This window comes from Chromobacterium haemolyticum, from assembly GCF_002081825.1.
Classification (GTDB): domain Bacteria; phylum Pseudomonadota; class Gammaproteobacteria; order Burkholderiales; family Chromobacteriaceae; genus Chromobacterium; species Chromobacterium fluminis.
In genome coordinates, this window is the sequence record NZ_MUKU01000001.1 from 1 (window position 1) to 25483 (window position 25483).

Annotated in this window: 30 protein-coding genes; 13 read left to right on the plus strand and 17 right to left on the minus strand. The window is 62.4% G+C overall.

Annotated elements, in window-relative coordinates:
• Nucleotides 1–173: 173 nt before the first annotated feature.
• The 8 genes from B0T39_RS00005 to B0T39_RS00040 all read right to left on the minus strand — a co-directional run bounded on the left by B0T39_RS00005 (nt 174) and on the right by B0T39_RS00040 (nt 7316).
• Nucleotides 174–1445 (minus strand): CynX/NimT family MFS transporter, encoded by a 1272-nt coding sequence (locus B0T39_RS00005; RefSeq protein WP_141111016.1) that lies wholly within the window; start codon nt 1443–1445, stop codon nt 174–176.
• A 71-nt stretch (nt 1446–1516) separates the two neighbouring features.
• Nucleotides 1517–2215: a FadR/GntR family transcriptional regulator gene (locus B0T39_RS00010; RefSeq protein WP_081544248.1), complete on the minus strand. Its 699-nt coding sequence runs from the start codon at nt 2213–2215 to the stop codon at nt 1517–1519.
• Nucleotides 2216–2307: 92 nt separating this feature from the next.
• Nucleotides 2308–3777: a flagellar filament capping protein FliD gene (gene fliD / locus B0T39_RS00015; protein ID WP_176219443.1), complete on the minus strand. Its 1470-nt coding sequence runs from the start codon at nt 3775–3777 to the stop codon at nt 2308–2310.
• Nucleotides 3778–3959: 182 nt separating this feature from the next.
• Nucleotides 3960–4223, minus strand: a complete 264-nt coding sequence (locus tag B0T39_RS00020; protein WP_081544250.1) for a hypothetical protein — start codon at nt 4221–4223, stop codon at nt 3960–3962.
• Between the two features lie 169 nt (nt 4224–4392).
• Complete coding sequence (modB, locus tag B0T39_RS00025) at nt 4393–5067, minus strand: molybdate ABC transporter permease subunit (protein ID WP_081544251.1); 675 nt, start codon at nt 5065–5067, stop codon at nt 4393–4395.
• The gene (modA, locus tag B0T39_RS00030; protein WP_081544252.1) at nt 5064–5792 is read right to left on the minus strand and encodes a molybdate ABC transporter substrate-binding protein; all 729 of its coding nucleotides are present in this window, start codon (nt 5790–5792) and stop codon (nt 5064–5066) included. The genes modB and modA overlap by 4 nt, the downstream gene beginning before the upstream one ends.
• A gap of 57 nt (nt 5793–5849) precedes the next feature.
• Nucleotides 5850–6530 (minus strand): DUF3313 family protein, encoded by a 681-nt coding sequence (locus tag B0T39_RS00035; protein WP_081544253.1) that lies wholly within the window; start codon nt 6528–6530, stop codon nt 5850–5852.
• Nucleotides 6531–6638: 108 nt separating this feature from the next.
• On the minus strand, nt 6639–7316 hold the full coding sequence (locus B0T39_RS00040) for a DUF3313 family protein (protein WP_176219444.1): 678 nt from the start codon (nt 7314–7316) through the stop codon (nt 6639–6641).
• 198 nt (nt 7317–7514) lie between these two features.
• Between B0T39_RS00040 and mltG the strand changes: the two genes are divergently transcribed.
• From mltG to B0T39_RS00075, 7 genes are read left to right on the plus strand one after another with little or no spacing between them, the layout of a single operon-like run.
• The gene (gene mltG / locus B0T39_RS00045) at nt 7515–8507 is read left to right on the plus strand and encodes an endolytic transglycosylase MltG (protein ID WP_081544439.1); all 993 of its coding nucleotides are present in this window, start codon (nt 7515–7517) and stop codon (nt 8505–8507) included.
• Entirely contained in the window at nt 8507–9142 is a 636-nt protein-coding gene (gene tmk / locus B0T39_RS00050; RefSeq protein ID WP_081544255.1) for a dTMP kinase, read from the plus strand. The genes mltG and tmk overlap by 1 nt, the downstream gene beginning before the upstream one ends.
• Complete coding sequence (locus tag B0T39_RS00055) at nt 9142–10155, plus strand: DNA polymerase III subunit delta' (protein ID WP_081544256.1); 1014 nt, start codon at nt 9142–9144, stop codon at nt 10153–10155. Before tmk ends, B0T39_RS00055 begins: the two co-directional genes overlap by 1 nt.
• Nucleotides 10156–10174: 19 nt before the next feature.
• Entirely contained in the window at nt 10175–10549 is a 375-nt protein-coding gene (locus B0T39_RS00060) for a PilZ domain-containing protein (RefSeq protein WP_043632172.1), read from the plus strand.
• A gap of 48 nt (nt 10550–10597) precedes the next feature.
• Nucleotides 10598–11368, plus strand: coding sequence for a TatD family hydrolase (locus B0T39_RS00065; RefSeq protein WP_081544440.1), 771 nt, complete (start codon nt 10598–10600; stop codon nt 11366–11368).
• 14 nt (nt 11369–11382) lie between these two features.
• Nucleotides 11383–11775, plus strand: coding sequence for a hypothetical protein (locus B0T39_RS00070; RefSeq protein ID WP_081544257.1), 393 nt, complete (start codon nt 11383–11385; stop codon nt 11773–11775).
• A 24-nt stretch (nt 11776–11799) separates the two neighbouring features.
• Nucleotides 11800–12576, plus strand: coding sequence for an MBL fold metallo-hydrolase (locus B0T39_RS00075; protein ID WP_081544258.1), 777 nt, complete (start codon nt 11800–11802; stop codon nt 12574–12576).
• Nucleotides 12577–12620: 44 nt separating this feature from the next.
• On the opposite strand, the gene B0T39_RS00080 is transcribed toward B0T39_RS00075, so the two are convergent.
• The 5 genes from B0T39_RS00080 to ppsR form a co-directional block, all read right to left on the minus strand.
• Nucleotides 12621–13085, minus strand: a complete 465-nt coding sequence (locus B0T39_RS00080) for a CreA family protein (protein WP_081544259.1) — start codon at nt 13083–13085, stop codon at nt 12621–12623.
• Nucleotides 13086–13177: 92 nt separating this feature from the next.
• Nucleotides 13178–13483, minus strand: coding sequence for a chorismate mutase (locus B0T39_RS00085; RefSeq protein ID WP_081544260.1), 306 nt, complete (start codon nt 13481–13483; stop codon nt 13178–13180).
• A 167-nt stretch (nt 13484–13650) separates the two neighbouring features.
• Entirely contained in the window at nt 13651–14673 is a 1023-nt protein-coding gene (gene trpS / locus B0T39_RS00090) for a tryptophan--tRNA ligase (protein WP_081544261.1), read from the minus strand.
• Nucleotides 14674–14891: 218 nt separating this feature from the next.
• Nucleotides 14892–15191, minus strand: coding sequence for a hypothetical protein (locus tag B0T39_RS00095; protein WP_081544262.1), 300 nt, complete (start codon nt 15189–15191; stop codon nt 14892–14894).
• A gap of 446 nt (nt 15192–15637) precedes the next feature.
• Entirely contained in the window at nt 15638–16462 is an 825-nt protein-coding gene (ppsR, locus tag B0T39_RS00100) for a posphoenolpyruvate synthetase regulatory kinase/phosphorylase PpsR (RefSeq protein WP_081544263.1), read from the minus strand.
• 321 nt (nt 16463–16783) lie between these two features.
• Between ppsR and ppsA the strand changes: the two genes are divergently transcribed.
• The 3 genes from ppsA (at nt 16784) to B0T39_RS00115 (ending at nt 20128) form a co-directional block, all read left to right on the plus strand.
• Nucleotides 16784–19171, plus strand: a complete 2388-nt coding sequence (gene ppsA, locus B0T39_RS00105) for a phosphoenolpyruvate synthase (RefSeq protein WP_081544264.1) — start codon at nt 16784–16786, stop codon at nt 19169–19171.
• A 137-nt stretch (nt 19172–19308) separates the two neighbouring features.
• On the plus strand, nt 19309–19731 hold the full coding sequence (locus B0T39_RS00110) for a hypothetical protein (protein ID WP_081544265.1): 423 nt from the start codon (nt 19309–19311) through the stop codon (nt 19729–19731).
• A gap of 49 nt (nt 19732–19780) precedes the next feature.
• The gene (locus B0T39_RS00115) at nt 19781–20128 is read left to right on the plus strand and encodes a NirD/YgiW/YdeI family stress tolerance protein (protein ID WP_081544266.1); all 348 of its coding nucleotides are present in this window, start codon (nt 19781–19783) and stop codon (nt 20126–20128) included.
• 76 nt (nt 20129–20204) lie between these two features.
• On the opposite strand, the gene B0T39_RS00120 is transcribed toward B0T39_RS00115, so the two are convergent.
• Both B0T39_RS00120 and B0T39_RS00125 read right to left on the minus strand, forming a co-directional pair.
• Nucleotides 20205–20795, minus strand: coding sequence for a thiol peroxidase (locus tag B0T39_RS00120; RefSeq protein WP_176219445.1), 591 nt, complete (start codon nt 20793–20795; stop codon nt 20205–20207).
• A 125-nt stretch (nt 20796–20920) separates the two neighbouring features.
• Nucleotides 20921–22255 (minus strand): dicarboxylate/amino acid:cation symporter, encoded by a 1335-nt coding sequence (locus B0T39_RS00125; RefSeq protein ID WP_081544267.1) that lies wholly within the window; start codon nt 22253–22255, stop codon nt 20921–20923.
• A gap of 276 nt (nt 22256–22531) precedes the next feature.
• Between B0T39_RS00125 and B0T39_RS00130 the strand changes: the two genes are divergently transcribed.
• Nucleotides 22532–23257, plus strand: a complete 726-nt coding sequence (locus B0T39_RS00130; protein ID WP_081544268.1) for a substrate-binding periplasmic protein — start codon at nt 22532–22534, stop codon at nt 23255–23257.
• A gap of 26 nt (nt 23258–23283) precedes the next feature.
• Here the strand turns inward: B0T39_RS00130 and B0T39_RS00135 are convergent, their stop codons facing one another.
• Together B0T39_RS00135 and B0T39_RS00140 are read right to left on the minus strand one after the other, a co-directional pair.
• Nucleotides 23284–23886, minus strand: a complete 603-nt coding sequence (locus B0T39_RS00135) for a MarC family protein (protein ID WP_019100349.1) — start codon at nt 23884–23886, stop codon at nt 23284–23286.
• Between the two features lie 196 nt (nt 23887–24082).
• Nucleotides 24083–24376 (minus strand): DUF1484 family protein, encoded by a 294-nt coding sequence (locus tag B0T39_RS00140; protein WP_081544269.1) that lies wholly within the window; start codon nt 24374–24376, stop codon nt 24083–24085.
• A gap of 439 nt (nt 24377–24815) precedes the next feature.
• On the opposite strand from B0T39_RS00140, the gene B0T39_RS00145 reads away from it, so the two are divergent.
• Nucleotides 24816–25055, plus strand: coding sequence for a type II toxin-antitoxin system HicA family toxin (locus tag B0T39_RS00145; protein ID WP_254894453.1), 240 nt, complete (start codon nt 24816–24818; stop codon nt 25053–25055).
• The gene (locus B0T39_RS00150; RefSeq protein ID WP_240937247.1) at nt 25025–25405 is read left to right on the plus strand and encodes a type II toxin-antitoxin system HicB family antitoxin; all 381 of its coding nucleotides are present in this window, start codon (nt 25025–25027) and stop codon (nt 25403–25405) included. The genes B0T39_RS00145 and B0T39_RS00150 overlap by 31 nt, the downstream gene beginning before the upstream one ends.
• Nucleotides 25406–25483 lie beyond the last annotated feature (78 nt).

The window sequence follows — 25483 nt, forward strand, 5'->3', positions numbered from 1 at the left end:
TTGAGACTTGTCATGGGGTTACTCCTGCGCTTGCGCGCTGTCTTGATGAAGATTCGCACCTCTATCAAAACGGGTAACCCCACCTATCGGCAAGGCCTGACTGTCAGATCAAATCGGAACTTCTACAATTTAGCCTTCCTCGTGCTGTTGCTCAAAAGATCGTGAACAGGCTCTTAGAGCGGACGCGACTCCACCTGCACCATACGCTTGCGCCCAGCCAGCATGCCCATGGCGAAGGTGGCGGCGGAGATCAGCGTGAACAACAGACCCAGCGGCCACAGGCTGTGGGTCTGGTCGCGGATCAGGCCCACGCTGAGCGGGCCGAGCGAGGCCAGCGCGTAGCCGACGCCCTGGGCCATGCCGGACAAATGAGCGGCCACATGGGGATCTGGTGAGCGCAGTGCCAGTAGGCTCAGCGCCATGCTGAACAGGCCGCCCTGGCCCAGGCCCAGCAGCACCGCCCAGAACAGCAGGCTGTCGGTCGGCGCGAACAGCATGCCGAGCAGGCCGCTGATCACCAGCGCCACGGTGACCGCGATCGGCGGGCGCTGGTCGCGGCAGCGTTGTCCCAGCGCCGGCACCAGCAGCGAGGACACTACCTGGACCATGATGGAAATGGACAGCAGCAGGCCGGCGTGCAGCGGGGTCTCGCCGCGGTCTATCAGGATGGACGGCAGCCAGCCGAACACGATGTAGGCCATCGACGACTGCAAGCCCATGAACAAGGTGACTTGCCAGGCCAAGGGATCGCGCAGCAGGCCGCGCACCAGCCATTGACCGTGATGGGACGCCTGCCGGATCCGCGTCTGTGGCCACCACACTAGCAAGGCCAGCAGCGCCGGGCTCGCCCAGATCGCCAACGCACCTTGCCAGCTATCGCCCATCCAGCGCATGGCCGGCACGGTCAGACCGGCGGCCAGCGCCGCGCCCAGGCACAGCGCCATGGTGTAGACCCCGGTCATCAGGCTGACCTGAGCGGGGAAGTCGCGCTTAACGATGCCGGGCAGCAGCACGCCGATGATGCCTATGCTGGCGCCGGCCAGCGCCGAGCCGGCAAACAGGCCGAATTGACCGAACTGAGTGCGCAGCAAAATGCCCAGCGCCAGGGTCACCAGAATCAGCGCGATGGTCTTTTCACTGCCCCAGAGGCGGGCCAGCCGCGGCGCCAGCGGACCGAACACGCCTAGGCAAGCGACCGGCAGCGTGGTGAGTAGGCCGGCCATCAGGCCGCTTAGCCCGCGGCTGGCGGCGACGTCGTGCAGCACCGGGGACAGGCTGGACAGCGCCGGCCGCAGATTGACGCCGACCAGGATCAGGCCCAGCAGCAAGAGCCAGGGACGGTGCAGTGTGGGGCGCTGGCTTTGCACGCCGGCGTCGTCGATCTCGGCGTCGATCAGCGTGTCTTCAACCGGCAGATGATCCGGCATGGATTTGGGTGTGGACATGGGTTTTCCTTCTGCGCTTTTGTTGTTGTCGGAGCCGGCTCCCCGCGCCTGGGGGCCGGCTCAAATCGGGCTTAATCCGTGTTGGAGCGATTCAGCAAGCGGTCCAGCGCCTCCAGCAAGGGACGGGTGATGGCGGCGGCGGCGCGCGCCGCCTCGTCCGGCCGGCGCTGGCGTATAGCTTCGTAAATGGCTTGGTGGGCGGCGAGGTCCGGGTCCGGCAGGGCCTCGTCGAGGATGGACTGCTGTACGTGCTGACGCACCGCGCGCGAAAAATACGCGTAGAGCTCGGCCAGAGCCTGGTTGCCGCTGGCGTTGGCGACGGCGAGATGAAATTCCAGATCTCGTTCGATGAAGTTTTCCAGCGGTTCCTGAGGCAATCGTTCGCCGCGCCGCGCCAGCGCGTCCGCTATCGCGCTGAGATCCGCTTCCGGGCAGCGGCTGGCCGCCAGCCGCGCCGCGCTTTCCTCCAGCATGCAGCGCACTTCCAAGTGCTCGCGCAGGCTGGCGCGGCTGATGGCGCGCATGGCGTCGCCGGGGTTGACCGTTGCGCGCACATAGCTGCCGTCGCCCTGGCGCACCTCCAGCAAGCCGGCGTAGAGCAGCACCCGCACCGCTTCGCGCACCGTGTTGCGGCTGACGCCCAGCTGCTCCGCCAGTTCCGGTTCGGTGGGAATGCGAGCGCCTATCGGCCAGTCGCCGTCCGCCAGACGTTTGGCGATGTTTTCCACGGCGATGTCGACCAGCGAGCGTTTATAGGGCAGCGCCAGCATGCGGCCTCCTTATTCATCCAATCATCCGATGAATTTTAACGAGACAATACGGCGCAGGCAATGCTAGATGAAAAACAAATAGCAAATATCAATCATGCATAAGTGGAGATGCCGTTGCCGCTGTTGCCGTTGCCGGACAGGCCCAGGCCGTTGTTCAGAATCTGGGAATTGACCGCATAGGGCGCGCCCAGAGAGTAAACCATCGCGTACAGCGATAGCGCGCTGATCTGCTGCGCGCTCAGCTGGATGGTGCCGGACTGGTTGCCGGTCAAGGAGGCGAGGTTGGCGGGGACGGTGTTGGACGTCGGGGTGGCCGACTGACGCAGCTGCTGGCTGAATTGCATTTTCTGCAAGGCGGTCAGGGTTTGCGGAATGGTGCCGTTGCCATAGGAGGCGTAGCTGTTGGCCAGCCAGTTCAGCGCCCGGGCGGCGGTGTAGAGCAAATTAGCCACGCCCTGGGAGTCGCCGCTGTAAGCGCTTTGCAGGCTGTTGTTGCTCAGGCTGAGGCTGCCCATCTGGCCGAACTGCTGCGGATATTGAAAATTGAGGCCGATCTGGTTCAGCTTGACCAGCAGCGAGCTGCCGTTGCTGTAACTGGCGCCGGCCTGCTGGTTCATGCTGTTGGCCAATTGCTTGGCGATGGGGTCGCGACTGAGCAGGCCGCCGCTGACCAGCAACGCGTTCAGGCTGCCTTGCAGGGTGTTGAAGGCGTCGGCCAGCGATTGCGCCTGCCCGTTGAGGCCGTTCAGATCCAGCTTGACCGAGATATTGGTGCTGCCGGTGGACAGCAAGTCCATGGATACCGAGGCGCCCAGCGAGATGCCGCTGTTGCCGGCGTTGGAACCGGAGGCGCCGTTGATCAGGTAGTTGGCGTTTTGCGCGGCCTGGGTCTGGGTCAGGTTTTGGCCGCTGCCCACTGCCTGGGTTTGGTCGAAGGCCAGGCGGGATAGGCCATTCTGGTCCGTATTGTTGCCGTCGTTGTCGCTGACCAGAATCTGAAAGTTGTTGCTGGCGCCGGTCTGGGCGGCGCTAATCTGCAATTGATAGTTGCCGGAGGCGTTCTGCACGATATTGGCCACCATGCCGACGCCGGAGCCGTTGATGGCGGTGGCGATGCTGGACAGGGTGCCGTTGCTGATGGACAGCGTGGCCGAACTGCCGCTGGGCGTGAAGCTGGTGGCCGAAGTGGGAGAGGTGTAGGCGTAGCTGCCGGTCTTGATGGTCAGGCTGCCGCTGCCCACCGCCGTGCTGCTGGTGTCCGGCAGCGTGAAGGCGGTGACTGCGCTGTGCGCCTGCGCCAACTGTGAAATCGATACGCTGTAATTGCCGTTTTGCGCGCCGGCGGCGGTGGAAACGCTGGCCACCGACGGATTGCTGCTGCTGCCGCTGATGGAGTTGTTGACCGCGTACGGGGAGTAGATCTGTTGCAGGCTGTCCTGGAAGATGTTCAGGCTGGACAGCAATTGGCCCAGCCCGGAAATCAGCACCACATTGGGATCGGTGCCGGCGCTTTGCGAGCTGTTGCCGCTGCGGATGAGCGGAACAATGGGCGATGTGCCCAATAAACCGCTCAAGAGTTGGTTGTTATTGCCGAAAAGCGATAACAGTGGATTGTAATTTCCGAGGATATTGTTTGCCATGGCTGACCCGCAGAATCCCTGTTGCCACCTCTCAGTGTAGGTGATCAATCAGAGATTTGCTGGCAAGCGGGCTGTCCCGGCGGACAGGCCGCCGGGGAGAAGGCTTACTTGGCCGGAGCCGCGTCCTTCACGCATTTCTTCACGAAGCTGGCCTTGGCCGCGCCGGCGAGTTTCTTGTCGGCGGCTTTGACGTCGCAGCTTTTTTGGGCGTTGGCGGCGGCGCTGTCTTTCTCGCATTTCTTCAGGAAGCTGCTTTTAGCGGCGCCGGCCAGTTTTTTCTCGGCGGCTTTGGCGTCGCAGGCGGCGTCAGCCAGCGCCAGGTTGGCGGAAGTCAGGGCCAAAACAGCGATCATCAGGTATTTGCGCATGATTCATCCTTAGTAGGGCGGGTTGTCGGTCCCATGACGGGCGAGAAAAACGATACTCCAAGTTATAGCGCATGAACACTGCATTTTGTTGACGTCATGTAACAGCTTGCATCGATAGATGTCAGCATTGTCAGCAAAAGCGACTGCTGGCCAAGGCGCGAACAGGCTCTCAGTCGTAGCGGCGCTGGCGTGCGTTGAGGCGGTAAACCAGGGCGAGGGTGGAGAAGGCGAACAAGACCAGAAGCAAGCCCAAACGGTGGGCGCTGGCGTAGTCCGCCTGCTCCACGTGGTTGTACAGCGCGATGGAAATAACCCGGGTTTCCCCTTCGATATTGCCGCCTATCATCAGCACCACGCCGAACTCTCCCACGGTGTGGGCGAAGCCCATGCTGGCGGCGGCGAGCACGCCGGAACGGCAGCTGGGCAGAATGACGCGGGTCAGCCGCTGCCAGCGGTTGGCGCCCAACACCATTGCGGTTTCGATTTCCTCGCGCCGCACCGCGTTGAAACTGACGATGAGCGGCTGCAGCACGAAGGGCAGAGAATACAGCACCGAGGCGATGATCAGCCCCTGAAAGGTGAAGGCGAGGCCGGGCCAGCCCAGCCAGGCGGTCAGTTGACCGATGGGGCCATGCGGGCCGAAGGCGACCAGCAGATAGAAGCCCAGCACCGTGGGCGGCAGCACCAGCGGCAAGGTTGCGCCGGCCTCTATCACCGGCTTGAGGCGCGAACGCGTGCGCGACAGCCACCAGCCCAGCGGCACGCACAGCACGAGCAGGATGAGGGTGCTGATGGCGGCCAGCCGCAGCGTGAGCGCGATGGCCGCCCATTCGGAAGCCGTCATTGCGCGAAGTCGTAGCCCGCCTTCTTGATCAGCGCGCGCGCCTTGTCGCCCTTGAGGAAGGCGAGGAAGGCCTTGGACGCCGGCGTGTCGCGAATCAGCAGCGCATCCTGGCGGATGGGCTGATGCAGTTTGGCCGGCACCAGCCAGAAATGGTTGGAAATGCCTTGCTCCAGCAACTGCGCGTAAGCGACGAAGGCGAAGTCGGCGCCGCCGACCTGGGCAAATTGCATGGTCTGGCTGATATTGTCGCCGGTGACGAACTTGGGCTTGAGGGTATCGGCGAGTTTCAGCGCGGCCAGGGTTTCCATCGCCGCGCGGCCGTAGGGCGCGGCCGCCGGGTTGGCGATGGCCAGTTTGTTGAAGTTGCCGCCGCGCAGCGCGGCTTCGCCGGCGTCGTCGCGCAGCTTGCTCCACAGCGCGAGTTTGCCTATGGCGTAGGTGAAGCGGCTGTCGGCCTTGCCTATCTTGTCGCGCAGCAATTCGGCCGGGCGTTCGTCGTCGGCGGACAGGAACACGTCGAACGGCGCGCCCTGGCGGATCTGCGCGGCGAGCTTGCCGGAAGCGCCGCCGCTAGCCTTGATGTCGTGGCCGCTGGCGGCCTTGAATTCCACGGCGATCTTATCCAGCGTCTGCTGGAAATTGCTGGCGACCGCCACGGTGACAGTGTCGGCGGCGGCGAACAGCGGGGACAGCAACAGCAACAAGCTCAGTATTTTGCGCGGCATGGTCGGCTTCCTGACAGGGTATGTGGCGACCATTATGCCGCCAGGCTGGGCGCTAGCCTACTCCCCAAACGGCGTAGCCGCCGCCAAGTGCTGGGCCATCTGCCGCGCGTGATGGCGGCTCCAAAGGTCGACGCGCTGTTGTATCCACTCCGCGTTGGACGGTTGCGCATCGGCCGGATTTAATTCTTTTCCCAGCAGGTTGACGCCGCCGGCCAGCAGCAGTCCGGACTCGGAGTCTTCCAACTGGCCTATGGTGGAGACTTGGGCCAGGTAGGGGTCGATGTCGTCGGCGAAGCGGGCCAGATTGAGAGAGGCCTGCAATGGCCGCCGCGCTTCCGGCCCGGCTAGTTCCCTCAGCATATCGCCCACTGCCACGCGTAGCCGGGCGATGCCCGGTCCGGGCGCGGCGGCCACCGGCAGCCCCTCGAGGCATAATGCCCGGGCCAGGCTGCAGCGGTAGCAGGCGTCGAGGCGATTGTGCTCGTCCGCCGCAGTGGCCAGCCATTGGCCGTCCGCTTGGCGGCCTAGAAAGATCAGCGGTTCGATCAGGATGCCGTGATAGCGCTTCAGATCGACGCCGGGCTGCAGGTACAGCACCTGGCCGGCATGGTCTGGGTTGGGGTGGAAGGCTTCGCTGGGCAGCAGGACCAGATTCTCCGGCTTGTCTCCGGCGTGACCGATATTGGCCAGCAAGGCGGAAGCCATCAGCGCGCAGGCGAGTTTAAAGAAGGGTTTCATCGTGCGGGCTCAATGGGGATTGCATGGGAGATGGACTGCTGCCGCCATCGCGGCGTTCCATCGATATTGTTGCAACTTTGTGACGAGGGCGGACTATCTTCATGCGGCTTATTGCGTAGGCGAGGCTGCGCCGCGTCGCGCTGCCGGCGTCAATTGCTGGCGCAGCAACGGGGACCAATCCTGGATCAGCAGCTGCCGCCAGCCGTCGTCCTCGTCGCCGGCGGCGGCTTCGGCCTGCGATTGCATGGTGACGCCGCCGGCGACCACGCCCCGTCCCATCGCGTCTTCCAATTGAGACACCGAGGACACCAGTTGCAGATACGGTTCTATATTGGAAGCCATGCAAGGCAGTTGCAGCGCTACGTGGCTGCTGCTCATGGGCTGGCTGTCCTGGGCGATCCGAGATTGGCGCGCCGCCACCGCGATGCGCAGGCGAAGCACGCCTGCGGTGGCGACGTCGGTCAGGGCGATAGGCCAGGCCTGCAACAACGCGGCCACCTGGCGGCGCAGGATCTGGTTGGCGATTTCTTGTTCCGCGGCTTGCAGCAGTTGCCAGCCGCCGTCCTGCTGGCGGTTCAGCAGCAACAGCGGTTCCACGATCAGCGCGTGGTAGCCGTTCAGCGCCGCGGGCGATTGCAGGTAAGTCAATTGCTGCGCATGCCGGCCTTGCCGGAAAGCGTCCATCGGCAGACGCCATAAATCCCTGTCGGTCTGCCGGACTGCCGCCAATCTGGCCAGCGCCGTCCAGGCCACCAATGCGCATCCCAGATTGAAGAATGGCTTCATGAAAAGACTCGCATCATTTAAGCAGTCCATTTAATCAGGTATAGAACGCGAGCAAAACTATGCAAAATGGAAAGGTGGACAGTTGATTTGGCGCAAACTTTGCTTGATTGCGGGGGGAGGGCCTGACATGTCGGTCAGGCCGGCTTGTCTGGTATCATGCGCGATCGTTCCGCTGCGCTGCCTTATTCTTTCCGTCAAATGATGAAAACACTGTTTCGCCTGTTCTTGCTGTGCCTCGCGCTGGGCTGTGCCTGGCTGGCCTGGGTGGTCCTGATTCCGGTTGGCTTGCCGGAAGCCGGCTACAAGCTGACCGTGGGACCCAACCGCACTCTGAGCCAGGTGGCGCGCGGGCTGGAACAGGAGGGGGTGGTGCGCAGCCGCCAGGTGATGGTGGCCCTGGCACGCCTGCAAGGCGTGGACCGCAAGATCAAGGCGGGCCTGTATCGTTTCGACGGCCAGGCATCGATGCTGGACATCCTGAGCCGCTTGGCCGATGGCCACCCGGACGAGGCCAGTCTGACAGTGATCGAGGGCTGGACCTTTCGCCAATTCCGCCAGGCGATAGACCGCAATCCGGATATCCAGCATACGGCCAAGGACTGGAGCGACGAGGAGATCATGCGGCGGTTGGGCTTTGGCGACGCCAAGCCGGAAGGCCTGTTCTTTCCCAGCACCTATTTGTTCAGTCCGGGCATAGAAGACGCCGAACTGTACCGGCAGGCTTTCAGCGCCATGCAGCAGCGGCTGGAAGCGGCCTGGGCGGCGCGCAAGCCGGAGCTGCCTTACCGCACGCCTTACGAGCTGCTGATCATGGCCAGCCTGATAGAGAAGGAAACCGGCGAAGACGCCGACCGTCCAATGGTGGCGGGGGTGTTCGTCAACCGCTTGAAGCAGGGCATGCGCTTGCAGACCGACCCATCGGTGATCTACGGCATGGGCAGCCTGTACCAGGGCAAGATAGGCAAGGCCGATCTGCGCCGCGACACGCCCTACAATACGTATACCCGCGCCGGGCTGACGCCGACGCCCATCGCCTTGCCGGGCAAGGCGGCGCTGGACGCGGCGGCCAATCCGGCCGCGACCAACGCCCTGTATTTCGTCGCCCGCGGCGACGGCACTTCGCACTTTTCCGCGACGCTGGACGAACACAACCAGGCGGTGCGCAAATACATCTTGAAGAAAGGACAGTAATGGCGCTAGAGCAGCAACGCGGCCGCTTCATCAGCCTGGAGGGTATAGACGGCGCCGGCAAGAGCACCCATCTGGCCTTCATCCGCGATTGGCTGGCGCAACACGGCGTCGACGCCGTGTTCACCCGCGAGCCGGGCGGCACTCCGCTGGGAGAGAAAATCCGCGAACTGCTGTTGGCGGTGGACACCGAGGCCTCGCTGGACGCGGAAACCCTGCTGGTGTTCGCCTCGCGCCAGCAATTGCTGCACAGCGTGATCGAGCCCGCGCTCGCCGCCGGCCAGTGGCTGGTGTCAGACCGCTTCACCGACTCCACTTTCGCCTTTCAGGGTGGCGGCCGAGGCGTGCCCTTCGAGCGCATCGCCGAACTGGAACAATGGGTGCAGCACGGTTTGCAGCCGGACCTGACCCTGCTGTTCGACCTGCCGCTGGAGGTGGCGGCCGAGCGCATGTCCAAGACCCGGCAGCTGGATCGCTTTGAGCAGGAAAAAGCCGATTTCCACGTGCGCGTGCGCGAAGCCTATCTGCGGCGCGCCGCCGGCCAGCCGCGTTTCGCGGTGCTGGACGCCAGCCGCTCCATCGCCGAGATCCAGGTCGACATCGCGGCCTGCCTGCAAAAACTGCTGGAGGCCGCGTGATGCTGCTGCCCTGGCAACAAGACGATTGGGCGCGGCTGAACGCCGAGCGCGAGCGCCTGCCCAATGCATGGCTGTTCACCGGCGCGGCGGGCATCGGCAAGCTGGAGTTCGCCGAATATCTGGCTCAGTCCTTGCTGTGCGAACGTCCCCAAGCCGGCCACCGGCCTTGCGGTGAATGCGAAGCCTGCCGTTGGTATCTGCACGCCACTCATCCGGACTTCCGCCGCTTGTCGCCGCTGGGCGATGAGGACGAGGAAGGCAAGGAGGGCGCGGAGGGCAAGAAAGTCAGCCGCAAGCTGCCGGTGATCAAGATCGAGGCGGTGCGAGAGGTGATCGACTTCGCTCATCTGAGCGCGCATCGCGCCGGCCGGCGCATCGTGCTGGTGGAACCGGCGGAAAGCTTGAATCCGGCCGCCGCCAACGCCTTGCTCAAAATCCTGGAAGAACCGCCGGCCGAGGTCTTGTTTCTGCTGGTGGCGCATGCGCCCCAGCGGCTGCTGCCCACCATACGCAGCCGTTGCCGCCAGTTTCCGCTGACCCGGCCGGACCAGGCGCAAGCGCTGGCCTGGCTGCGCGAGCAGGGCGTGGCCGACGCCGAGCTGGAGCTGGCCCACAACGGCGGCGCGCCGTTGTTTGACCATGATCCGGCGCTGGCCAAGCTGCGTGGCCAGTTTGTTCAGGGGCTGGCCCAGCCCAGCTTCGCCACTGTGTTGCAGCTGGCGGAGGCGGTGGATAAGCAGAAACTGCCGCTGCTGCTGCCCATCGGCTGGCTGATGAAATGGCTGCATGATCTGGCGAGTTTGAGACTGGCCGGTTTGGTCCGCTATTATCCAGATCAGGAACGCGCCTTGCAGCAGTTGTCGGCGCGCGCCGACATCGCGCAATTGATGGCGTGTCAGCAAACGCTCAACCAGTTGGCGCCGTTTGGCCAGCATACGCTGAACACGCGCTTGCAATTGGAGGCGGTGCTGATGGACTATCTGAAGATATTCGCCAGCGGCAAGGCCGCCTGACACTGAGGGTTAGCCAAGTATGGACACTTCCGCCACTCGCCCGGACCTCAATCCCAACCGTCCCGGGGTGCTGTCCCTGCATATCAAGGAGCGCAGCGCGCTGTTCGCCGCCTACATGCCCTTTGTGCGCCACGGCGGCATTTTCATTCCCACCAACAAGGAAATGAAGCTGGGCGAGGAAGTCTTCCTGCTGCTGACCCTGATGGACGACCCGCAGCGCATCGCGGTGCAGGCCAAGGTAGTGTGGCTGACGCCGGCCGGCGCCAACAACAGCCGGGTGCAAGGCGTCGGCGTCGAGTTCGTCGCCGGAGATACTGGCAAGCAGGCCAAGGATAAGATCGAGGCCTTGCTCAGCGGCGTGCTCAACTCCAGCCGGCCCACCCATACCATGTGATTGTTTTCGTGGCGCGTTTCCGCGCGCCGCAGCCTGATTGACGCAAATATGTTTATCGACTCCCACTGCCACATCAATTTTCCCGACCTCGCCGCGCGCATGCCGGAAGTGCTGGCCAATATGCAGGCCAACCAGGTCAGCCACGCGCTGGTGATCGGCGTCAGCCGTCCCAAATATCCGCAAGTGCTGGCGCTGGCGGAAAGCCACGGCAATTTGTACGCCACCGTGGGCGTGCATCCTGACGATCCGGAGGCGGAAGAATACAGCGAGGACGAACTGGTGGCGCTGGCCGCGCATCCGCGAGTGGTGGGCATAGGCGAAACCGGCCTCGACTACCACTGGTGCAAGGGCGATCTGGACTGGCAGCATCAGCGCTTCCGCACCCATATCCGAGCGGCCAAGCGCGTGGGCCTGCCGCTGGTGATTCATACCCGCGAGTCCGCCGAAGACACCATTCGCCTGATGCGGGAAGAAAACGCCGAGGTGTGCGGCGGCGTGATGCATTGCTTCACCGAAACCTGGGAGGTGGCGCAAGCCGCGCTGGAGCTGGGCTTCTACATTTCCTTCTCCGGCGTGGTGACCTTCAAGAACGCAGCCCAGGTCAAGGAGGTGGCGCAAAAAGTGCCGCTTGAGCGGATGCTGATCGAAACCGACTCGCCCTATCTGGCGCCGGTGCCGTATCGCGGCAAGGTCAACGAGCCGGCCTACGTGCGCCATGTGGCCGCGCATATCGCGGAACTGCGCGGCATCGACGTGGAAGAGGTGGCGCGCGTCACCAGCGATAATTTTTTCCGGCTGTTCTCCAAGGCCAGCCGTTGAAGCGGAGAAAGCGCATGAAGCGAATCTTGCTGTCCGGGCTGGTCTTGCTGGCCATATTGTTCTCGGCCCAGGCCTGGGCCAATTGCGTCAATCTGAACGGACGCAGTTATTGTTCCGAAGACGGCGGCATTGCCCTGGTCCAGCGAGGACAGGCGATGTGCGGCAAGGGCGAATGCGCGATCGATGAATTCGGCAACGTGCTGTGCTCGCCGTACCCGGGCGGCGGCGTGGTGCGCGCCAACGGCGTTACCTACGCCGGCCCCGGCGCCTGCCTGCTGTCGCGCGACGGCAATCCGTATTGCGCCAAGCAGCCGCGCGGCAGCTGCCAGCAAGACGCAGACGGCAATGTCCGTTGCGACGGCGGCTGGGTGCGCGAGAAGGCGGAGCGCCCAGAGCGCTGCCGCTGATGCCTTGTTACTTGGGAAACGTCATTGGGCTCGCTTGAAGTCACCATCCTGGGCTGCGGCTCCAGCTCCGGCACGCCGGCCATAGGCTGCGATTGCGCTACCTGCCGCTCGCCGGATCCCCGCAATCGCCGCACCCGCGCCAGCGCCTACATTAAGGTGGCCGGCCAGGGGCTGTTGATCGACACCGGGCCGGACCTGCGGCAGCAGGCGCTGCGCGAGGGGCTGAGCCGGGTGGACGCGGTGTTGTATACCCATCCGCACGCCGACCACCTGAACGGCATCGACGATCTGCGCGCTTTTTGTTATGTGAAAAAGGGGCCGATCACGCTCTACGGCAACGCCTTCACCCTGGACAACATCAAGCGTCGTTTCGACTACGCCTTGCTGCCGCCGTCCAAGATGTGGGACAAGCCGGTGCTGTTGCCACAGCAAGTGGACGGGCCGGTGGACTGCGGCGGCGTCACGCTGACGCCGGTGCCGCTGGAACACGGCTCCTGGCCTTGCCTCGGCTGGCGCGTCGGCGACATGGCTTGGTTGACCGACGTGTCGGACATCCCGGACAGCAGCCTGCCCCTGCTGCAAGGACTGAAAGTCTTGTTCCTGGATTGCCTGAACCACGACCCCTATCCATCCCACCTGGGTGTGAGCCAATCCTTCGCCTGGGCCAAGCGCATCGGAGCTGCGCGCACGGTGCTGATCCACATGACCCATCGGCTGGAGTTCGCCGCGCTCAGCGCCGAATGTCCGCCCGGCGTGGAGGTGGGCTATGACGGCCTGCGCGTCGAGCTGCCGTTTAGCTGATACCCGTCATGTCAAGAAATCTTTAATAATCAATCGCTTTTATTTCAGGGCTGCAGCGGGATTTTCTGATCCAGCACCGCCACCGCGGTCAGCGCATTGTCCGGGCTGCCGTCCAGCAGCTTGTCGGAATAGCTGAGGTAGGTCAGGGTATTGCGTTTGGCGTCGACGATGCGCACCACCCGCACATGCTTGAAGATGAAGGACGCGCCTTCCTTGAATACCTGCTCCTGCTTGGGCAGCGGCCGCGAGAACTTGATCGCGCCCACCTGGCGGCAGGCCACCGAGAAGCGGGACGGGTCCTTGGCCAGGCCCAGCGCTCCCTTATAACCGCCGGTCTTGGCGCGCGAGATATAGCAGGCCACGCCTAGCACTGCCGGGTCGTCGAAAGCTTCCACCACCACCTTGTCGTTGGGGCTGAGCAGCTTGAAGGTGGTGGACACCTCGCCCACTTCCTCGGCCATCGCGGGCGCGGCCAGGCAGGCGAGCAGCAACAGGGCAATCTTGTTCATTCAGGTTCTCCGGCCGCGGGAAAAACGCCGGCCGCGGAGGGCGGCCGGCGTTCTGCGGATGGAAGCGATTGTAGGGAAAGCCGGCCTCCGCCTCAATCGGCAGCCGCTTTGGCGCGGAAGGCCGCCATTTCATCGGCGACGAAGTACTCTATCATTGTGCGGTAGACCGCCGCGGTCAGCGCCGCGTCGGCCCCCAGTTCGCCGGCCAGACGCTCGACGCGGCGCATCACCTGGTCGACGCGTTTGCCGCCTTCCACTTCTTCCCGGCTGTGCTTGAACGCCGCCGCCTGGCGCACATAAAGGCCGCGCTCGGCGATCAGCGCCACCAGCGCGCGGTCGATGCGGTCGATCTGGCCGCGCACCTCATCCAGGTTTTGGCATTGGTAGATCTGTTCCATTCTGCGTCCTCTCCTCTTAAAGAGTGTGTTTACGATCTCGCGAGCTCAGGCGAGACAAGGAGAAACCGGCTGAGGAAGCGGAATGTACAAGTGGTACATGAGTATTTCGAAGCTGGCACTCATCGCACAATTTCTCTGCCGACGCGCAGCAGATCGTAAACAGGTTCTTAGTAGTAGTTCAAACCCATCGCCGCCTTAACCTCGGACAGTGTGGCGGCCGCCACTGCGCGCGCGCGCTGGGTGCCGGTTTTCAGCATCTCCATCACCGCGGCCGGATCGCGCGCGTACTGCTCGCGGCGGGTGCGGGTTGGCTCCAGCAAGGCCTGCAGGCATTCCTCCAGCTGTTTCTTGATCACGGTGTCGCCCAGGCCGCCGCGGCGGTAATGGTCCTTCCATTCCGCCACTTGCGCCGGGTCGGAGTGGAACACGTCCAGATAGGTGAACACCACATTGCCTTCCACCTGACCCGGATCGGCGACGCGCAGGTGATTGGGGTCGGTGTACATCATTTTCACCGCCTGGCGGATCTCGTCCGGCGTGGCCGATAGGGTGATGGTGTTGCCCAGGGATTTGGACATCTTGGCCTTGCCGTCGATGCCGGGCAGGCGGGAGCCGTGTTCCGGCACCATCGCGCGCGCTTCCACCAGCACTGCCCGATCGACGCTGCCGTTGAAGCGGCGCACGATCTCGTTGGTCTGCTCGATCATCGGAATCTGGTCTTCGCCCACCGGCACGATGCTGGCCTTAAAAGCGGTGATGTCCGCGGCCTGGGCGGCGGGGTAGGTGAGGAATCCGGCGGGAATGTCGCGCTCGTAGCCGCGCTGCTTGATCTCGTCCTTGATGGTGGGGTTACGCTCCAGGCGCGCCACGGTGACCAGGTTGAGATAGTAGGAAGACAGCTCGGTTAGCTCCGGCACCAGGCTCTGGATGAAGATGGTGCTTTTTTCCGGGTCTATGCCCACCGCCAGGTAATCCAGCGCCACCTGCAGCACATTGTCGCGGACCTTCAGATAGTTGCCCATATTGTCGGTCAGCGCCTGGGCGTCGGCGAGCAGCAGGAACTGACGGCAACGGTCTTGCAGAATCACGCGGTTGCGCAGCGAGCCGACGTAGTGGCCCAGATGCAGTTGTCCGGTGGTGCGGTCGCCGGTGAGGATGATGTCTTTGGCTGTGATGCTGTCCAGATTCATATTGGTCTCCAGTGAGCTTGCTGGAAACTGCCGATCCGGGGAGGAGAGGTACTGCTGGAAACCCTATGCCGCCGTATCGGCAGCTTCCGGGTTTTGGGTGTGCAAACGCCGGTGCCGCCTTAGTTCAGGCGCCACCACCAAAAAAAGGATGCAAATGCGGTTGCGTAGTTCATGGGCTTTATCAGAGCACGGCGAGCAAAGCAGCGTCAAGCGTCTTTTCAGGCCAGGACATGCAGCAGGCTGCCGGCCGGCGGCATGAGGTCTTCGGAATAGGGCGAAACATTCTTGTTTCGGGCCGCGCTCTGAGCTTGGCGCAACAGCCGTTCGAAAGACTCACCGTGGGAAGCGGCATCCCTGTTGGTCGTGGAGGATTGCGGGTGAGGGACGACGAACTCCGCCATTTCCTTGCGCGGGTCGCTGGCGGCGGCGCGGCTGTCAGTCTTGGCGGCGACCGCGCTCACTTGTCTCAACGGCGAGGCGGCGGCCTTGAGTTGCGCGGTGATGGAGAGGATATGCATCGGGGGGCCCGGTTCAAGGGATCAAGATGCTTGTTTGAGAGCGCCTGCTTGCTATATGTTCCGGGCAAAATTGTAAAAAAGTGATAATAAACAAAGTGCTATATGGATATTGTTGTTGAGCTTCTTAGGCGGTGGGCATGAAAACGGCCGGGCGACGCCGGCCGGTTCCAATGGGATACGGGCAAGGCTTAGAGCCGCTAACAAAACCTCGCAGAGAACCTGAGCCAAGGCGCGCCGACGCAGGCAGTACAAGTGGTACGACAAGGAGGCGCAACGCAGGATCAGGAGTTTTGTTAGCGGGTCTTAGAGCCTGTTCAAAGTCTCGCGAGCTAGGGCGAGACAAGGCGAAAACGATCCAACAAGCGGAATGGTCAAGTGGTGCATGAGCATTTCTAGGATGTTTTCAACGCCGTATCGCCGAAGCGCAGCAGATTTTGAACAGGTTCTCAAAAACGCCGGCCCAGCGCCGCCTTGTGCATGATGGTGGAGGCGATCTCCTCAATGGACTTGTGAGTGGTGCTGATGAAGGAGACGCCGTGATATCGGAACATGGACTCGGCCTCGTTCACCTCGCGGCGGCAGTTGTCCATGCTGGCGTATTTGGAGTCCGGCCGTCGCTCGGAGCGGATATAGTGCAGTCGCGCCGGGTCGATGGTCAGGCCGAAGATCTTGTCCTTGAACGGCAGCAGCAACTTGGGCAGCGTCGGGCTGCCCAGGTCTTCCGGCGTCAGCGGGTAGTTGGCGGCGCGGATGCCGTATTGCAGCGCCAGATACAGGCAGGTCGGGGTCTTGCCGGAGCGGGATACGCCCACCAGGATCACGTCCGCTTCGTGCAGATCCTTCAATTTGACGCCGTCGTCGTGGTTCAACGAAAAGTTGACCGCCTCGATGCGATGATCGTACTTCTCCTCGTTGACCATGCCGTGGGCCTTGCCCACGCTCAGCGAGGCGCGCTGGCCGATTTCCTGTTCCAGCTGGCCAATGAAGGTGTCGAAGAAATCTATCATCACCGCGTTCTCAACCTGCAGCGCGCTGCGCACGTCCGGGTTGATGATGCTGGTGAACACCAGCGGTTTCAGGTGATCCGTTTCCGACACCTGGCGGATCACCTCCGCCAGCGCTTCGGCCTTTTCCACGGTATCGACGAAGGGAATGGTCTCGCGCTTGAATTCCACAGTGTCGAACTGGGTCAGCAGCGTGTGGCCCAGCGATTCGGCGGTGATGCCGGTGCGATCGGAAACGAAGAAGGCGGAGCGGAGATGGTGGGGCATGCAAACACCTGTATTGCGAGTGAACGAGACCGGAACCGCGCCTGCCGCGCTTTGCGGCGCACCCGGGGTCCAAGGGATTCTATACTCTGAAAGGCCGCGACGAAACCCGCTAGGAGCGCCGCTTAATCATGTAGTGCGTAAATTACACGGTTTTGACAATCATTTTCATCAGGAATGTCTGTCAACTTATTGATTCTGTTGCAATGCTTGTCCTCGTTCCGCCGAAAACCCGTGTTGCGCTGCAAAAGACGCTACGCATCTGGCACGTAATTCGGCTAGAATGCGGCCCTATCGTCCCAATCCAACACAGGAAGTGAAGTGATGGCTGAGAACTACGTCATCTGGTTCGAGAAACTGCGCATGACCGATGTGGAGCAGGTAGGCGGCAAGAACGCCTCCCTTGGTGAAATGATCAGCCAGCTGGCCGGCTCCGGGGTTCGCGTCCCAGGCGGCTTTGCCACCACGGCGCAGGCTTACCGGGATTTTTTGCAGCACAACGGTCTGGCCGACAAGATCAGCGCCGCACTGGCCAATCTGGACATCGACGATGTCAGCGAACTGGCCCGAATCGGCAAGGAAATCCGGCAATGGATCATCGACACCCCGTTCCCCGCCAAGCTTGATGCCGATATCAAAGAGGCCTGGGATCAGATGGTGGCCGATGCCGGCGGCGCCGATATCTCCGTTGCAGTTCGCTCTTCCGCCACCGCCGAAGACCTCCCCGACGCCTCGTTCGCAGGCCAGCAAGAAACCTTCCTGAATATCCGCGGCCTTGACAATGTCAAGGATGCGATGAAACACGTTTTCGCCTCCCTCTACAACGACCGCGCCATTTCCTACCGCGTGCACAAAGGCTTTGAGCACGACGTAGTGGCTCTGTCCGCCGGCGTGCAGCGCATGGTGCGTTCCGACTGCGGCGCGGCCGGCGTGATGTTCACCATCGACACGGAATCCGGCTTTGAAGACGTGGTGTTCATCACCGCGTCTTACGGCCTGGGCGAAACCGTGGTGCAAGGCGCGGTGAACCCTGACGAGTTCTACGTACACAAGCCGACGCTGAAAGCCGGCCGTCCGGCGGTGCTGCGCAAGACCATGGGCTCCAAGCTGATCAAGATGGAGTTCACCGACGCCTCGCAAGCCGGCCGCTCGGTGAAGACCGTGGACGTGTCCCCGGTGGAGCGTCAGCAGTTCTCCATCAGCGACGCCGAAGTGGCCGAACTGGCCGAATACGCGTTGATCATCGAGAAGCACTACGGTCGTCCGATGGACATCGAGTGGGGCCGCGACGGCCACGACGGCAAGCTCTACATCCTGCAGGCCCGCCCGGAAACGGTGAAGTCGCAGGAAGACCGCAAGGACACGCTGCGCCGCTACCGCCTGAACAGCAAATCGCAAGTGCTGTGTGAAGGCCGCGCCATCGGCCAGAAGATCGGCCAGGGCGTGGTGCGCACCATTAAGGACGCGTCCGAGATGGACCGCGTCAAGCCGGGCGACGTGCTGGTCACCGACATGACCGACCCGGATTGGGAACCGGTGATGAAACGCGCCGCCGCCATCGTCACCAACCGCGGCGGCCGTACCTGCCACGCGGCCATCATCGCGCGCGAGCTGGGCATCCCGGCCGTGGTGGGCTGCGGCGACGCCACCCAGGTGCTGTCCGAAGGCATGAAGGTCACCGTATCCTGCGCCGAAGGCGACACCGGCAACATCTACGACGGCCTGCTGGACGTGGAAGTGATCGATCTGGAACTGGACAAGATGCCCAAGGCCCCGGTCAAGATCATGATGAACGTCGGCAACCCGGAATTGGCCTTCGACTTCGCGCAGCTGCCGAACGAAGGCGTGGGCTTGGCGCGCATGGAGTTTGTGATCAACCGTCAGATCGGCATTCACCCGAAAGCGCTGTTGGAGTTCGACAAGCTGCCGGCGGATTTAAAAGCCACCATTAGCGACCGCATCGCCGGCTACGCCAGCCCGGTGGACTTCTACGTCGACAAGATCGCAGAGGGCGTGTCCACATTGGCCGCCGCCTTCTATCCGAAAAAGGTCATCGTGCGCATGTCCGACTTCAAGTCGAACGAGTACGCCAACCTGATCGGCGGTCAGCTGTACGAGCCGCACGAAGAAAACCCGATGATCGGCTTCCGCGGCGCCGCGCGCTACGTGGCCGAATCCTTCCGCGATTGCTTTGAACTGGAATGCCGCGCCATCAAGAAAGTGCGCGACGTGATGGGTCTGACCAATGTGGAAGTGATGATTCCCTTTGTGCGCACCCTGTTCGAAGCCGAGCAAGTGGTGGAGATCCTGGCGGCCAACGGCCTCAAGCGCGGTGAAAACGGCCTGCGCCTGATCATGATGTGCGAGCTGCCGACCAACGCCGTGCTGGCGGACAAGTTCTTGCAGCATTTCGATGGCTTCTCCATCGGCTCCAACGACATGACCCAGCTGACGCTGGGCGTGGATCGCGACTCCGGCGGCCCGATCGCTTCTACCTTCGACGAGCGCAACGAAGCGGTCAAAGCCATGTTGCACATGGCGATCCAGGCTTGCCGCAAGCAAGGCAAGTACATCGGCATCTGCGGACAAGGTCCGTCCGATCATCCGGACTTCGCCAAGTGGCTGGTGGAAGAGGGCATCGAAACCGTGTCCCTGAACCCGGACACCGTGGTGGAAACCTGGCTGTACCTGGCGCGTGAACTGAACAGCTAAGTTCACCCTTCCGTCGCTTTTCAACCGCCCGCTTGCCGGGCGGTTTTGTTTTGTCCGGCGCTTCTTGCAAGCGGCGGGCGCGGACGCGGGGCTATGCTTGAGCGCATCGATTCATGAACGCCAATAGGAAGCCCGTCATGCAGTTATTTCGTAGCACTCCCGTCAAAGCCTCGTTGGACATCGTCATCCCGCGTTACCTGGACGCCAGGCCGGCCAAGGAGGCCTCCGCACTGGCTCAAGTGCTGACCGCCTGCTCCAATCGCGCGTTGGAACAAGGCGTGTATCCGGATCTTGGTGTTTTGCGCGCCGATTGCCAGCGCTGGGGCGCCATTGTCGCGGGCAGCCGGCAATTCAATAATCGCCAAGGCGCGGAGCTGGATGGGAAGCTGGATCGCCTGGGCGCGGCGCTCAAGCAATCCTTGCAAGGCATTGAACAACGGATTCAGGCCGAAGGCCGGCACTACGGCGATAGGCTGCAATTGGCCAAGCAGGGCTACGCGGTGGATCTGGAGCCTTCCCGGCGCGTATTGGGCGACAAGCTGGCTTTAAGTTTCGGTTAAGGCTGCCGTGTTGTAATCCAGACATCGACAACACACTAGGAGTCCAAACATGAAAGCCATCACCGTTCTGCTCACCGCCGCCGCCTTGTCTCTGCCCTTCGCCGCTCAGGCGGAATTCGCCGGCCCCGGCGTGCCGGCCGCCGTCACCACCGTGGCCGCCGCGCAAAAAGCCGCCGACGATACCCCGGTGACGCTGGAAGGCAAGATCGTGCGTCAGATCGACCAGAAGCGTTACGAATTCCGCGACGCTACCGGCACCATGACGGTGAAGATCAGCCAGAAACGCCTGCCAGCGAAAAAGTTCGACCACAACAGCAAGCTGCGCATTGTGGGTGAAGTAGACAAGGAACTGACTTCGACCAAGGTGGACGCCAAGCTGGTGGAAGTTTTGCCGTAAGCCGCTTTTCCCCCGCTCAACGCGAACGGGCCCGGCACTGCATGAGCAGGCCGGGCCCTTGTCGTTATTGGGGGGCTTACTGTGACGGACCTTCGTCCTTCAACTGCTCCTCATGCTCCAATTCTTGTTGCGCCTCCAGCGCCTGCTCCTCGGCTTCGCGCAGCAAGTGGTTGATCTTTTCGAAGTCGAACAGGTCCTGGGTATTGCGCAGCCGCTCGGCGTAATGAATGATGTTGCTGCCGTCGGCCAGCAGCAGGGCGGGGGCGGTGTAGCCGCTGAGCGGATATTCGCGGATCAACACCCCGTAATGTTTGTGGAAATCGCGGCCGCGCAGCGTGGACAACAGGGTAACGTGGGGCAGGCCATGCTCGCGTCGGGCGCGCGCCAGAGAGGACGGCGAATCCACGGTGATCACCACCAGACTGATTTGCGGCCAGCGTTCCAGGAAGCGCCGCGTCTCTTGCAGCAGGTATTGGCCGCCATGCTCGTATTCGTCCAGCGAGAGCAAGGTCAGAATCAGCTTGGGCACGCCGCCCAGGCCTTCCAGCGACACATCCTGCTTACCGTCGCCCACCAGCATGAAGCTGGGCAGATAGGCGCCCACCTCAGGGAAGTCCCCCTCCACCGGCAACAATTCATCGCCGTATTGCAACATGAAGTCGCTCATTCTCGTCTCCCTATGCCCATTCTTCTATCGTGGACTACATGGCGGCAAAATCAAGCCGCCGTTTTGCTATGAGCATAAAAAAAGCCCGCGCGGACGCAGGCTGTAAGGGCTGGGAAAACAAAAGCTTAGGATTGAGCGGCTTTCGCGGCGGCCAATTGAGCGGGCAGCGGCGCGGCGGCCGGCTCCTCCGGCAGAACCGGCTCGCCGGCCAGCACGCGGCGCATGCGTTCTTCGTCCAGCGCCTTCTCCCAGCGTGCCACCACGATGGTGGCCACGCCGTTGCCTATCAAATTGGTGATGGCGCGGGCTTCGGACATGAAGCGATCGATGCCGATCAGCAGCGCCAGGCCGGAAACCGGCAGTTTGCCGCCCAGCGTGGCCAGCGTGGCGGCCAGGGTGATGAAGCCGCCGCCGGTCACCGCCGCCGCGCCCTTGGAGGTCAGCAGCAGCACGCCCAGCAGGCCCAATTCCTCGGCCAGCGTCAGGTCCACATTGGTGGCTTGGGCGATGAAGATGGCGGCCATGGTCAGATAGATGGAGGTGCCGTCCAGATTGAAGGAGTAGCCGGTGGGAATCACCATGCCCACCACCGGTTTGGAGCAGCCCAGGTTCTCCAGCTTCTTCATGATGCCCGGCAGCGCGGATTCCGACGAAGACGTGCCCAGCACCAGCAACAGTTCTTCCTTGATGTAGACCAGGAAGCGCCACAGGCTGAAGCCGTTGAGCTTGGCGATGGTGCCCAGCACCACGAAGACGAAGGCGAAACAGGTCAGGTAGACGCAGAGCATCAGGAAGCCCAGCTGTTTCAGCGATCCCACGCCGTACTTGCCGATGGTGAAGGCCATCGCGCCGAAGGCGCCGATGGGGGCCAGCTTCATCAGCATATTGATCACGCCGAACAAAGCATGGGAGAACTCGTCCAGGATGTGGACGATGGTCTTGCCGTTGTCGCCCATCTTGGTCAGCGCCAGGCCCAGCAGCACCGAGAAGGTCAGCACCTGGAGGATTTCACCGTTGGCGAACGCGCCCACCACCGTATCCGGGATGATGTGCATCAGGAAATCAATGCTGCTCATTTCCTTGGCGTTGGCCGCGTACTTGGCCACCGAGTGCGCGTCCAGCGTGCTGGGGTCCACATTGAGGCCGGCACCGGGCTTGAGCACATTGACCACCACCAGGCCGATCACCAGCGCCAGCGTGGTGACGGCTTCAAAGTAGAACAGCGCTTTCACGCCCACGCGGCCCACTTCCTTCATATCGCCCATCTTGGCGATGCCCACCACCACGGTGGCGAAGATGATGGGGGCGATCATCATCTTGATCAGTTTGATGAAGGCGTCGCCTAGCGGCTTCATCTTCGCGCCCAGATCGGGAACGAAGGCGCCGAGCATCACGCCGAGGAAAATGGCCAGCAGCACCTGGAAATAAAGGCGCTGGTAAAGGGGGGTTTTGGTTCGCATCGTGATCCCTGTAGCGTTGTCTGACTCCGGCGCGCGGCGGGCCGAAGTTGTTATGCAATCAAAAGCGGGCTCTTAACGGCCCATGACTGCGGATGCTAGCAAGAGGAGGGGCGACGACGAATTGCCGATATCCCTATGCGGGATATCCCCAACACGAACCAAATAGAGCCTGCCGTCGGCGCGGCGGCACCGTTTGGGCGGGGGCTAGGCCCCATCCAAGCGGTTAGCTTCTATGCTTAAGACGCACCGTCAGAATCCAGCGGGAGGCTTGCCGCCATGAAGTTTGCATTTGTCTACCTAGCCCTGTTGTTGGGCGCGCTCTCCGCCAGCGTCCTGGCGGAATCCGCATCGCCTCGCCTACGTTTGCTGACCGAGGACTACCCGCCGTTCAATATCGCGCTGGAGGAAGGCAAGATCGGCGGCCTGTCCACCGACATCCTGCGCGAACTGTTTCAGCGCGCGGGCATTCCGTACAGCATGGAATTGCTGCCCTGGCTGCGCGCCTACGCCATCGCGCAGCAGGAAGACAATAGCTGTGTTTACTCGACCTCGCGCACGGCGAGCCGGGAGGGCCAGTTCAAATGGGTGGGGCCGCTGGTCAGCAACTCCTGGAGTTTGTTCGCCGGCCCTCACAGCCCCGCCGGCGTGGCCGCGCTGGACGACGCGCGCGGCTACACCATCGGCAGTTATAAAGGATCGGGCATGTCGCAGTATCTGGCCGACTTGGGCTTCAAGCTGGAGCTGGCGAGAGCGGACGATTTGAACGCCAGAAAGCTAGTGGCCGGCCATATCGACTTTTGGGCCAGCGGCGAGTTCAGCGGCGCCTACATCGCCTCCGCCAACCATCTGCCCATCCGACTGCTGTTCAGCTTCAACACGGTGCAGATGTATCTGGCCTGCAACCCGGGGGTGGACGAGCGCATCGTGCAGAAACTCAACAAGACGCTGCTCAATATGCAGCGCGACGGCGTGGTGGACGCGCTGCGCAAGCATTACCGTTAGGCTAGGGCCGCCTAGGAGTGTGAAGCTCAGTGGAACTGCTTGATGTAGGACGCCACGCCGCCCAATAGCATCTCAATCGAGATCGCGGTCAGCACCAGGCCCATTAGCCGCTCCAGCGCGGTGATCGCCTGCTCGCCCAGCAGCTTTTGCAGCTTGCCGGAAAACAGGAATACCAGCAGCGTCACCAGCATGCAGATGGTCAGCGCCCCCAGCCATTCCAGCATCCGCTCCGGTTCGCGGGTGGACATCAGCAGCACGGTGGCCATCGCCGACGGGCCGGCGATCAACGGCACGGCGATCGGCACGATGAAGGGCTCGCCGTGCATCTTGTCGCCGCCGAACACGCTGCCCTCGCCGGGGAAGATCATCTTGATGGCGATCAGGAACAGGATCACGCCGCCGGCCACCCGCATCGAATCATCGGTCAGATGCATCAGGTCCAGGAAGTTGCGGCCAAAGAACATGAAGGCGGACAGCACCAGGAAGGCGATCAGGCATTCGCGATAGACCACGCGGCGGCGGCGCTCCGGTTTGACCTGCTTGAGTGCGGCGATGAACAGCGGAATATTGCCCAGCGGATCGGTGATCAGGATCAGCAGGACGGTGGCGGACAGAAAAGAGGTTTGCATGGTGTGTGCTTGCAGCGTTGAGTGGTGTCAATGGCGCGCAGGCCCTGTGCGTAAGGCTCTGGATTTTTAAGCGCGCGTTCGGGCGGGATTATCTCATGGCGATGCCGAATGGGTTAGTCCGGATTGCGATGGTTTTATTCGTTTGGCCTGCCGCCTCAGTCTGCCCGTCAGGCGCGGCTGGCGGGCGTTGGCGGGCTTAGCTCAGTTCCTGCAACGCTTCATAAGCCTGTTGCAAGCGGCGGGCAAAGGGTTCGAGCAGACAATACACCTGCTCGCGCTCCAGATGCTCGATCTCGGACTGGTCCAGCAGCGTCAGCAGCCCGGCCAGCGCGCTGCTGATCTGGCCCAGTTCCAGCGAGGCGGTGTGACAGATGTCGTGGACGTGTTGGCTGCATTGTGCCAGCCGTTCCAGTTCGGGTTTGCAGAGGCGCTGCGCGTGCAGCTGCTGGATCAGGCGGTCTAGTTCGATGAGGCTGGGGATGGGATTCATGGCTGAGCCTCCGGAAGCGGGGCGCGGGCTGGCGTGTCGCGGGGCGGGGGATAGCTGAACAAGGGTAGAACCAACATGGGGAACGCTCCTTTTTCGTGGTCCGCTTGTCTGCTCGCTGCTAAACGGGCAGGCAGGCGCGTGACGAGGTTAGCAGACCGGGAAAAAGGGAACCGGCAGGCACTAGGCCTCCCCGCCACGGCCAGCCGGATGGCAAGACAATGGCATTCCGGACGCGGCTGCTAAGCAGCGGCGCCCGCCCTAATTCCAATTTGGCTGCTAAGCCCAAGCGCCGTTAAGTGAAACGGCACGCGGCGATTGTTGCCGATGGGCTGGGTGGGGTCAAGCGGCAGCGTCCAGCTGTGCTGTGTTGTCGGTCTTATCCGATGATATTGATTTTGGTACTGATTTATGGTACCAGTTGGGTGTGAAACGAAAACACTTGATCACCTTGCAGTTGATCTTCACGCGTCCAATCAGCGCCAATATCCGGTGGAGCGATATTGAGGCTTTGTTTTTGGAGCTTGGCGCGGAGATCGAGGAGCGCGAAGGGTCGCGTATCTGCGTTGCCTTATTCGGTGTGGTGAGGGTGTTTCATCGGCCCCATCCTTCTCCGGATACGGACAAAGGCGCGGTGGCCGCAATTAGAAAATGGCTGGAAACCAACGGGGTGACACCATGAAGAATATTCTACAGATTGAAGGCTACCGAGCTGTGATCAGCTATGACCCGGAAATCGACATGTTTCGCGGCGAGTTTCTGGGCTTGAGCGGCGGAGCGGATTTTTATGCAGGCGATGTCGCAAGCCTCAAACGAGAAGCCGAAATATCGCTGCGCGTGTATCTGGACGCATGCCGCGAGAAGGGGCTGCAGCCTCTTAAAACCTATTCGGGAAAATTCAATGTGCGCATTGCGCCGCGCTTGCATGAAATGGCGGCGGCAGCGGCGTCGGCCGAGTCCAAGAGCTTGAACGAGTGGGTGGAGGCGGCGATCGAGGAGCGGGCGGAGGCCATGGACCTCAAAACGGCTTAAACACCGCATGGTTCAATCTTGGGGCACTCCGCGGGAGTGCTCCATGAAAAACGGCGAGCCATGGCTCGCCGTTTTGCT

Excerpts from the sequence above, each read along its gene's own strand:
- B0T39_RS00005 (WP_141111016.1), bottom strand. The coding sequence starts at position 1,445 with ATGTCCACACCCAAATCCATGCCGGATCATCTGCCGGTTGAAGACACG.
- B0T39_RS00010 (WP_081544248.1), bottom strand. The coding sequence starts at position 2,215 with ATGCTGGCGCTGCCCTATAAACGCTCGCTGGTCGACATCGCCGTGGAA.
- B0T39_RS00020 (WP_081544250.1), bottom strand. The coding sequence starts at position 4,223 with ATGCGCAAATACCTGATGATCGCTGTTTTGGCCCTGACTTCCGCCAAC.
- modB (WP_081544251.1), bottom strand. The coding sequence starts at position 5,067 with ATGACGGCTTCCGAATGGGCGGCCATCGCGCTCACGCTGCGGCTGGCC.
- modA (WP_081544252.1), bottom strand. The coding sequence starts at position 5,792 with ATGCCGCGCAAAATACTGAGCTTGTTGCTGTTGCTGTCCCCGCTGTTC.
- B0T39_RS00035 (WP_081544253.1), bottom strand. The coding sequence starts at position 6,530 with ATGAAACCCTTCTTTAAACTCGCCTGCGCGCTGATGGCTTCCGCCTTG.
- B0T39_RS00040 (WP_176219444.1), bottom strand. The coding sequence starts at position 7,316 with ATGAAGCCATTCTTCAATCTGGGATGCGCATTGGTGGCCTGGACGGCG.
- mltG (WP_081544439.1), top strand. The coding sequence starts at position 7,515 with ATGATGAAAACACTGTTTCGCCTGTTCTTGCTGTGCCTCGCGCTGGGC.
- tmk (WP_081544255.1), top strand. The coding sequence starts at position 8,507 with ATGGCGCTAGAGCAGCAACGCGGCCGCTTCATCAGCCTGGAGGGTATA.
- B0T39_RS00055 (WP_081544256.1), top strand. The coding sequence starts at position 9,142 with ATGCTGCTGCCCTGGCAACAAGACGATTGGGCGCGGCTGAACGCCGAG.
- B0T39_RS00060 (WP_043632172.1), top strand. The coding sequence starts at position 10,175 with ATGGACACTTCCGCCACTCGCCCGGACCTCAATCCCAACCGTCCCGGG.
- B0T39_RS00065 (WP_081544440.1), top strand. The coding sequence starts at position 10,598 with ATGTTTATCGACTCCCACTGCCACATCAATTTTCCCGACCTCGCCGCG.
- B0T39_RS00070 (WP_081544257.1), top strand. The coding sequence starts at position 11,383 with ATGAAGCGAATCTTGCTGTCCGGGCTGGTCTTGCTGGCCATATTGTTC.
- B0T39_RS00080 (WP_081544259.1), bottom strand. The coding sequence starts at position 13,085 with ATGAACAAGATTGCCCTGTTGCTGCTCGCCTGCCTGGCCGCGCCCGCG.
- B0T39_RS00085 (WP_081544260.1), bottom strand. The coding sequence starts at position 13,483 with ATGGAACAGATCTACCAATGCCAAAACCTGGATGAGGTGCGCGGCCAG.
- trpS (WP_081544261.1), bottom strand. The coding sequence starts at position 14,673 with ATGAATCTGGACAGCATCACAGCCAAAGACATCATCCTCACCGGCGAC.
- B0T39_RS00095 (WP_081544262.1), bottom strand. The coding sequence starts at position 15,191 with ATGCATATCCTCTCCATCACCGCGCAACTCAAGGCCGCCGCCTCGCCG.
- ppsR (WP_081544263.1), bottom strand. The coding sequence starts at position 16,462 with ATGCCCCACCATCTCCGCTCCGCCTTCTTCGTTTCCGATCGCACCGGC.
- ppsA (WP_081544264.1), top strand. The coding sequence starts at position 16,784 with ATGGCTGAGAACTACGTCATCTGGTTCGAGAAACTGCGCATGACCGAT.
- B0T39_RS00110 (WP_081544265.1), top strand. The coding sequence starts at position 19,309 with ATGCAGTTATTTCGTAGCACTCCCGTCAAAGCCTCGTTGGACATCGTC.
- B0T39_RS00115 (WP_081544266.1), top strand. The coding sequence starts at position 19,781 with ATGAAAGCCATCACCGTTCTGCTCACCGCCGCCGCCTTGTCTCTGCCC.
- B0T39_RS00120 (WP_176219445.1), bottom strand. The coding sequence starts at position 20,795 with ATGAGCGACTTCATGTTGCAATACGGCGATGAATTGTTGCCGGTGGAG.
- B0T39_RS00125 (WP_081544267.1), bottom strand. The coding sequence starts at position 22,255 with ATGCGAACCAAAACCCCCCTTTACCAGCGCCTTTATTTCCAGGTGCTG.
- B0T39_RS00130 (WP_081544268.1), top strand. The coding sequence starts at position 22,532 with ATGAAGTTTGCATTTGTCTACCTAGCCCTGTTGTTGGGCGCGCTCTCC.
- B0T39_RS00135 (WP_019100349.1), bottom strand. The coding sequence starts at position 23,886 with ATGCAAACCTCTTTTCTGTCCGCCACCGTCCTGCTGATCCTGATCACC.
- B0T39_RS00140 (WP_081544269.1), bottom strand. The coding sequence starts at position 24,376 with ATGAATCCCATCCCCAGCCTCATCGAACTAGACCGCCTGATCCAGCAG.
- B0T39_RS00150 (WP_240937247.1), top strand. The coding sequence starts at position 25,025 with ATGGCTGGAAACCAACGGGGTGACACCATGAAGAATATTCTACAGATT.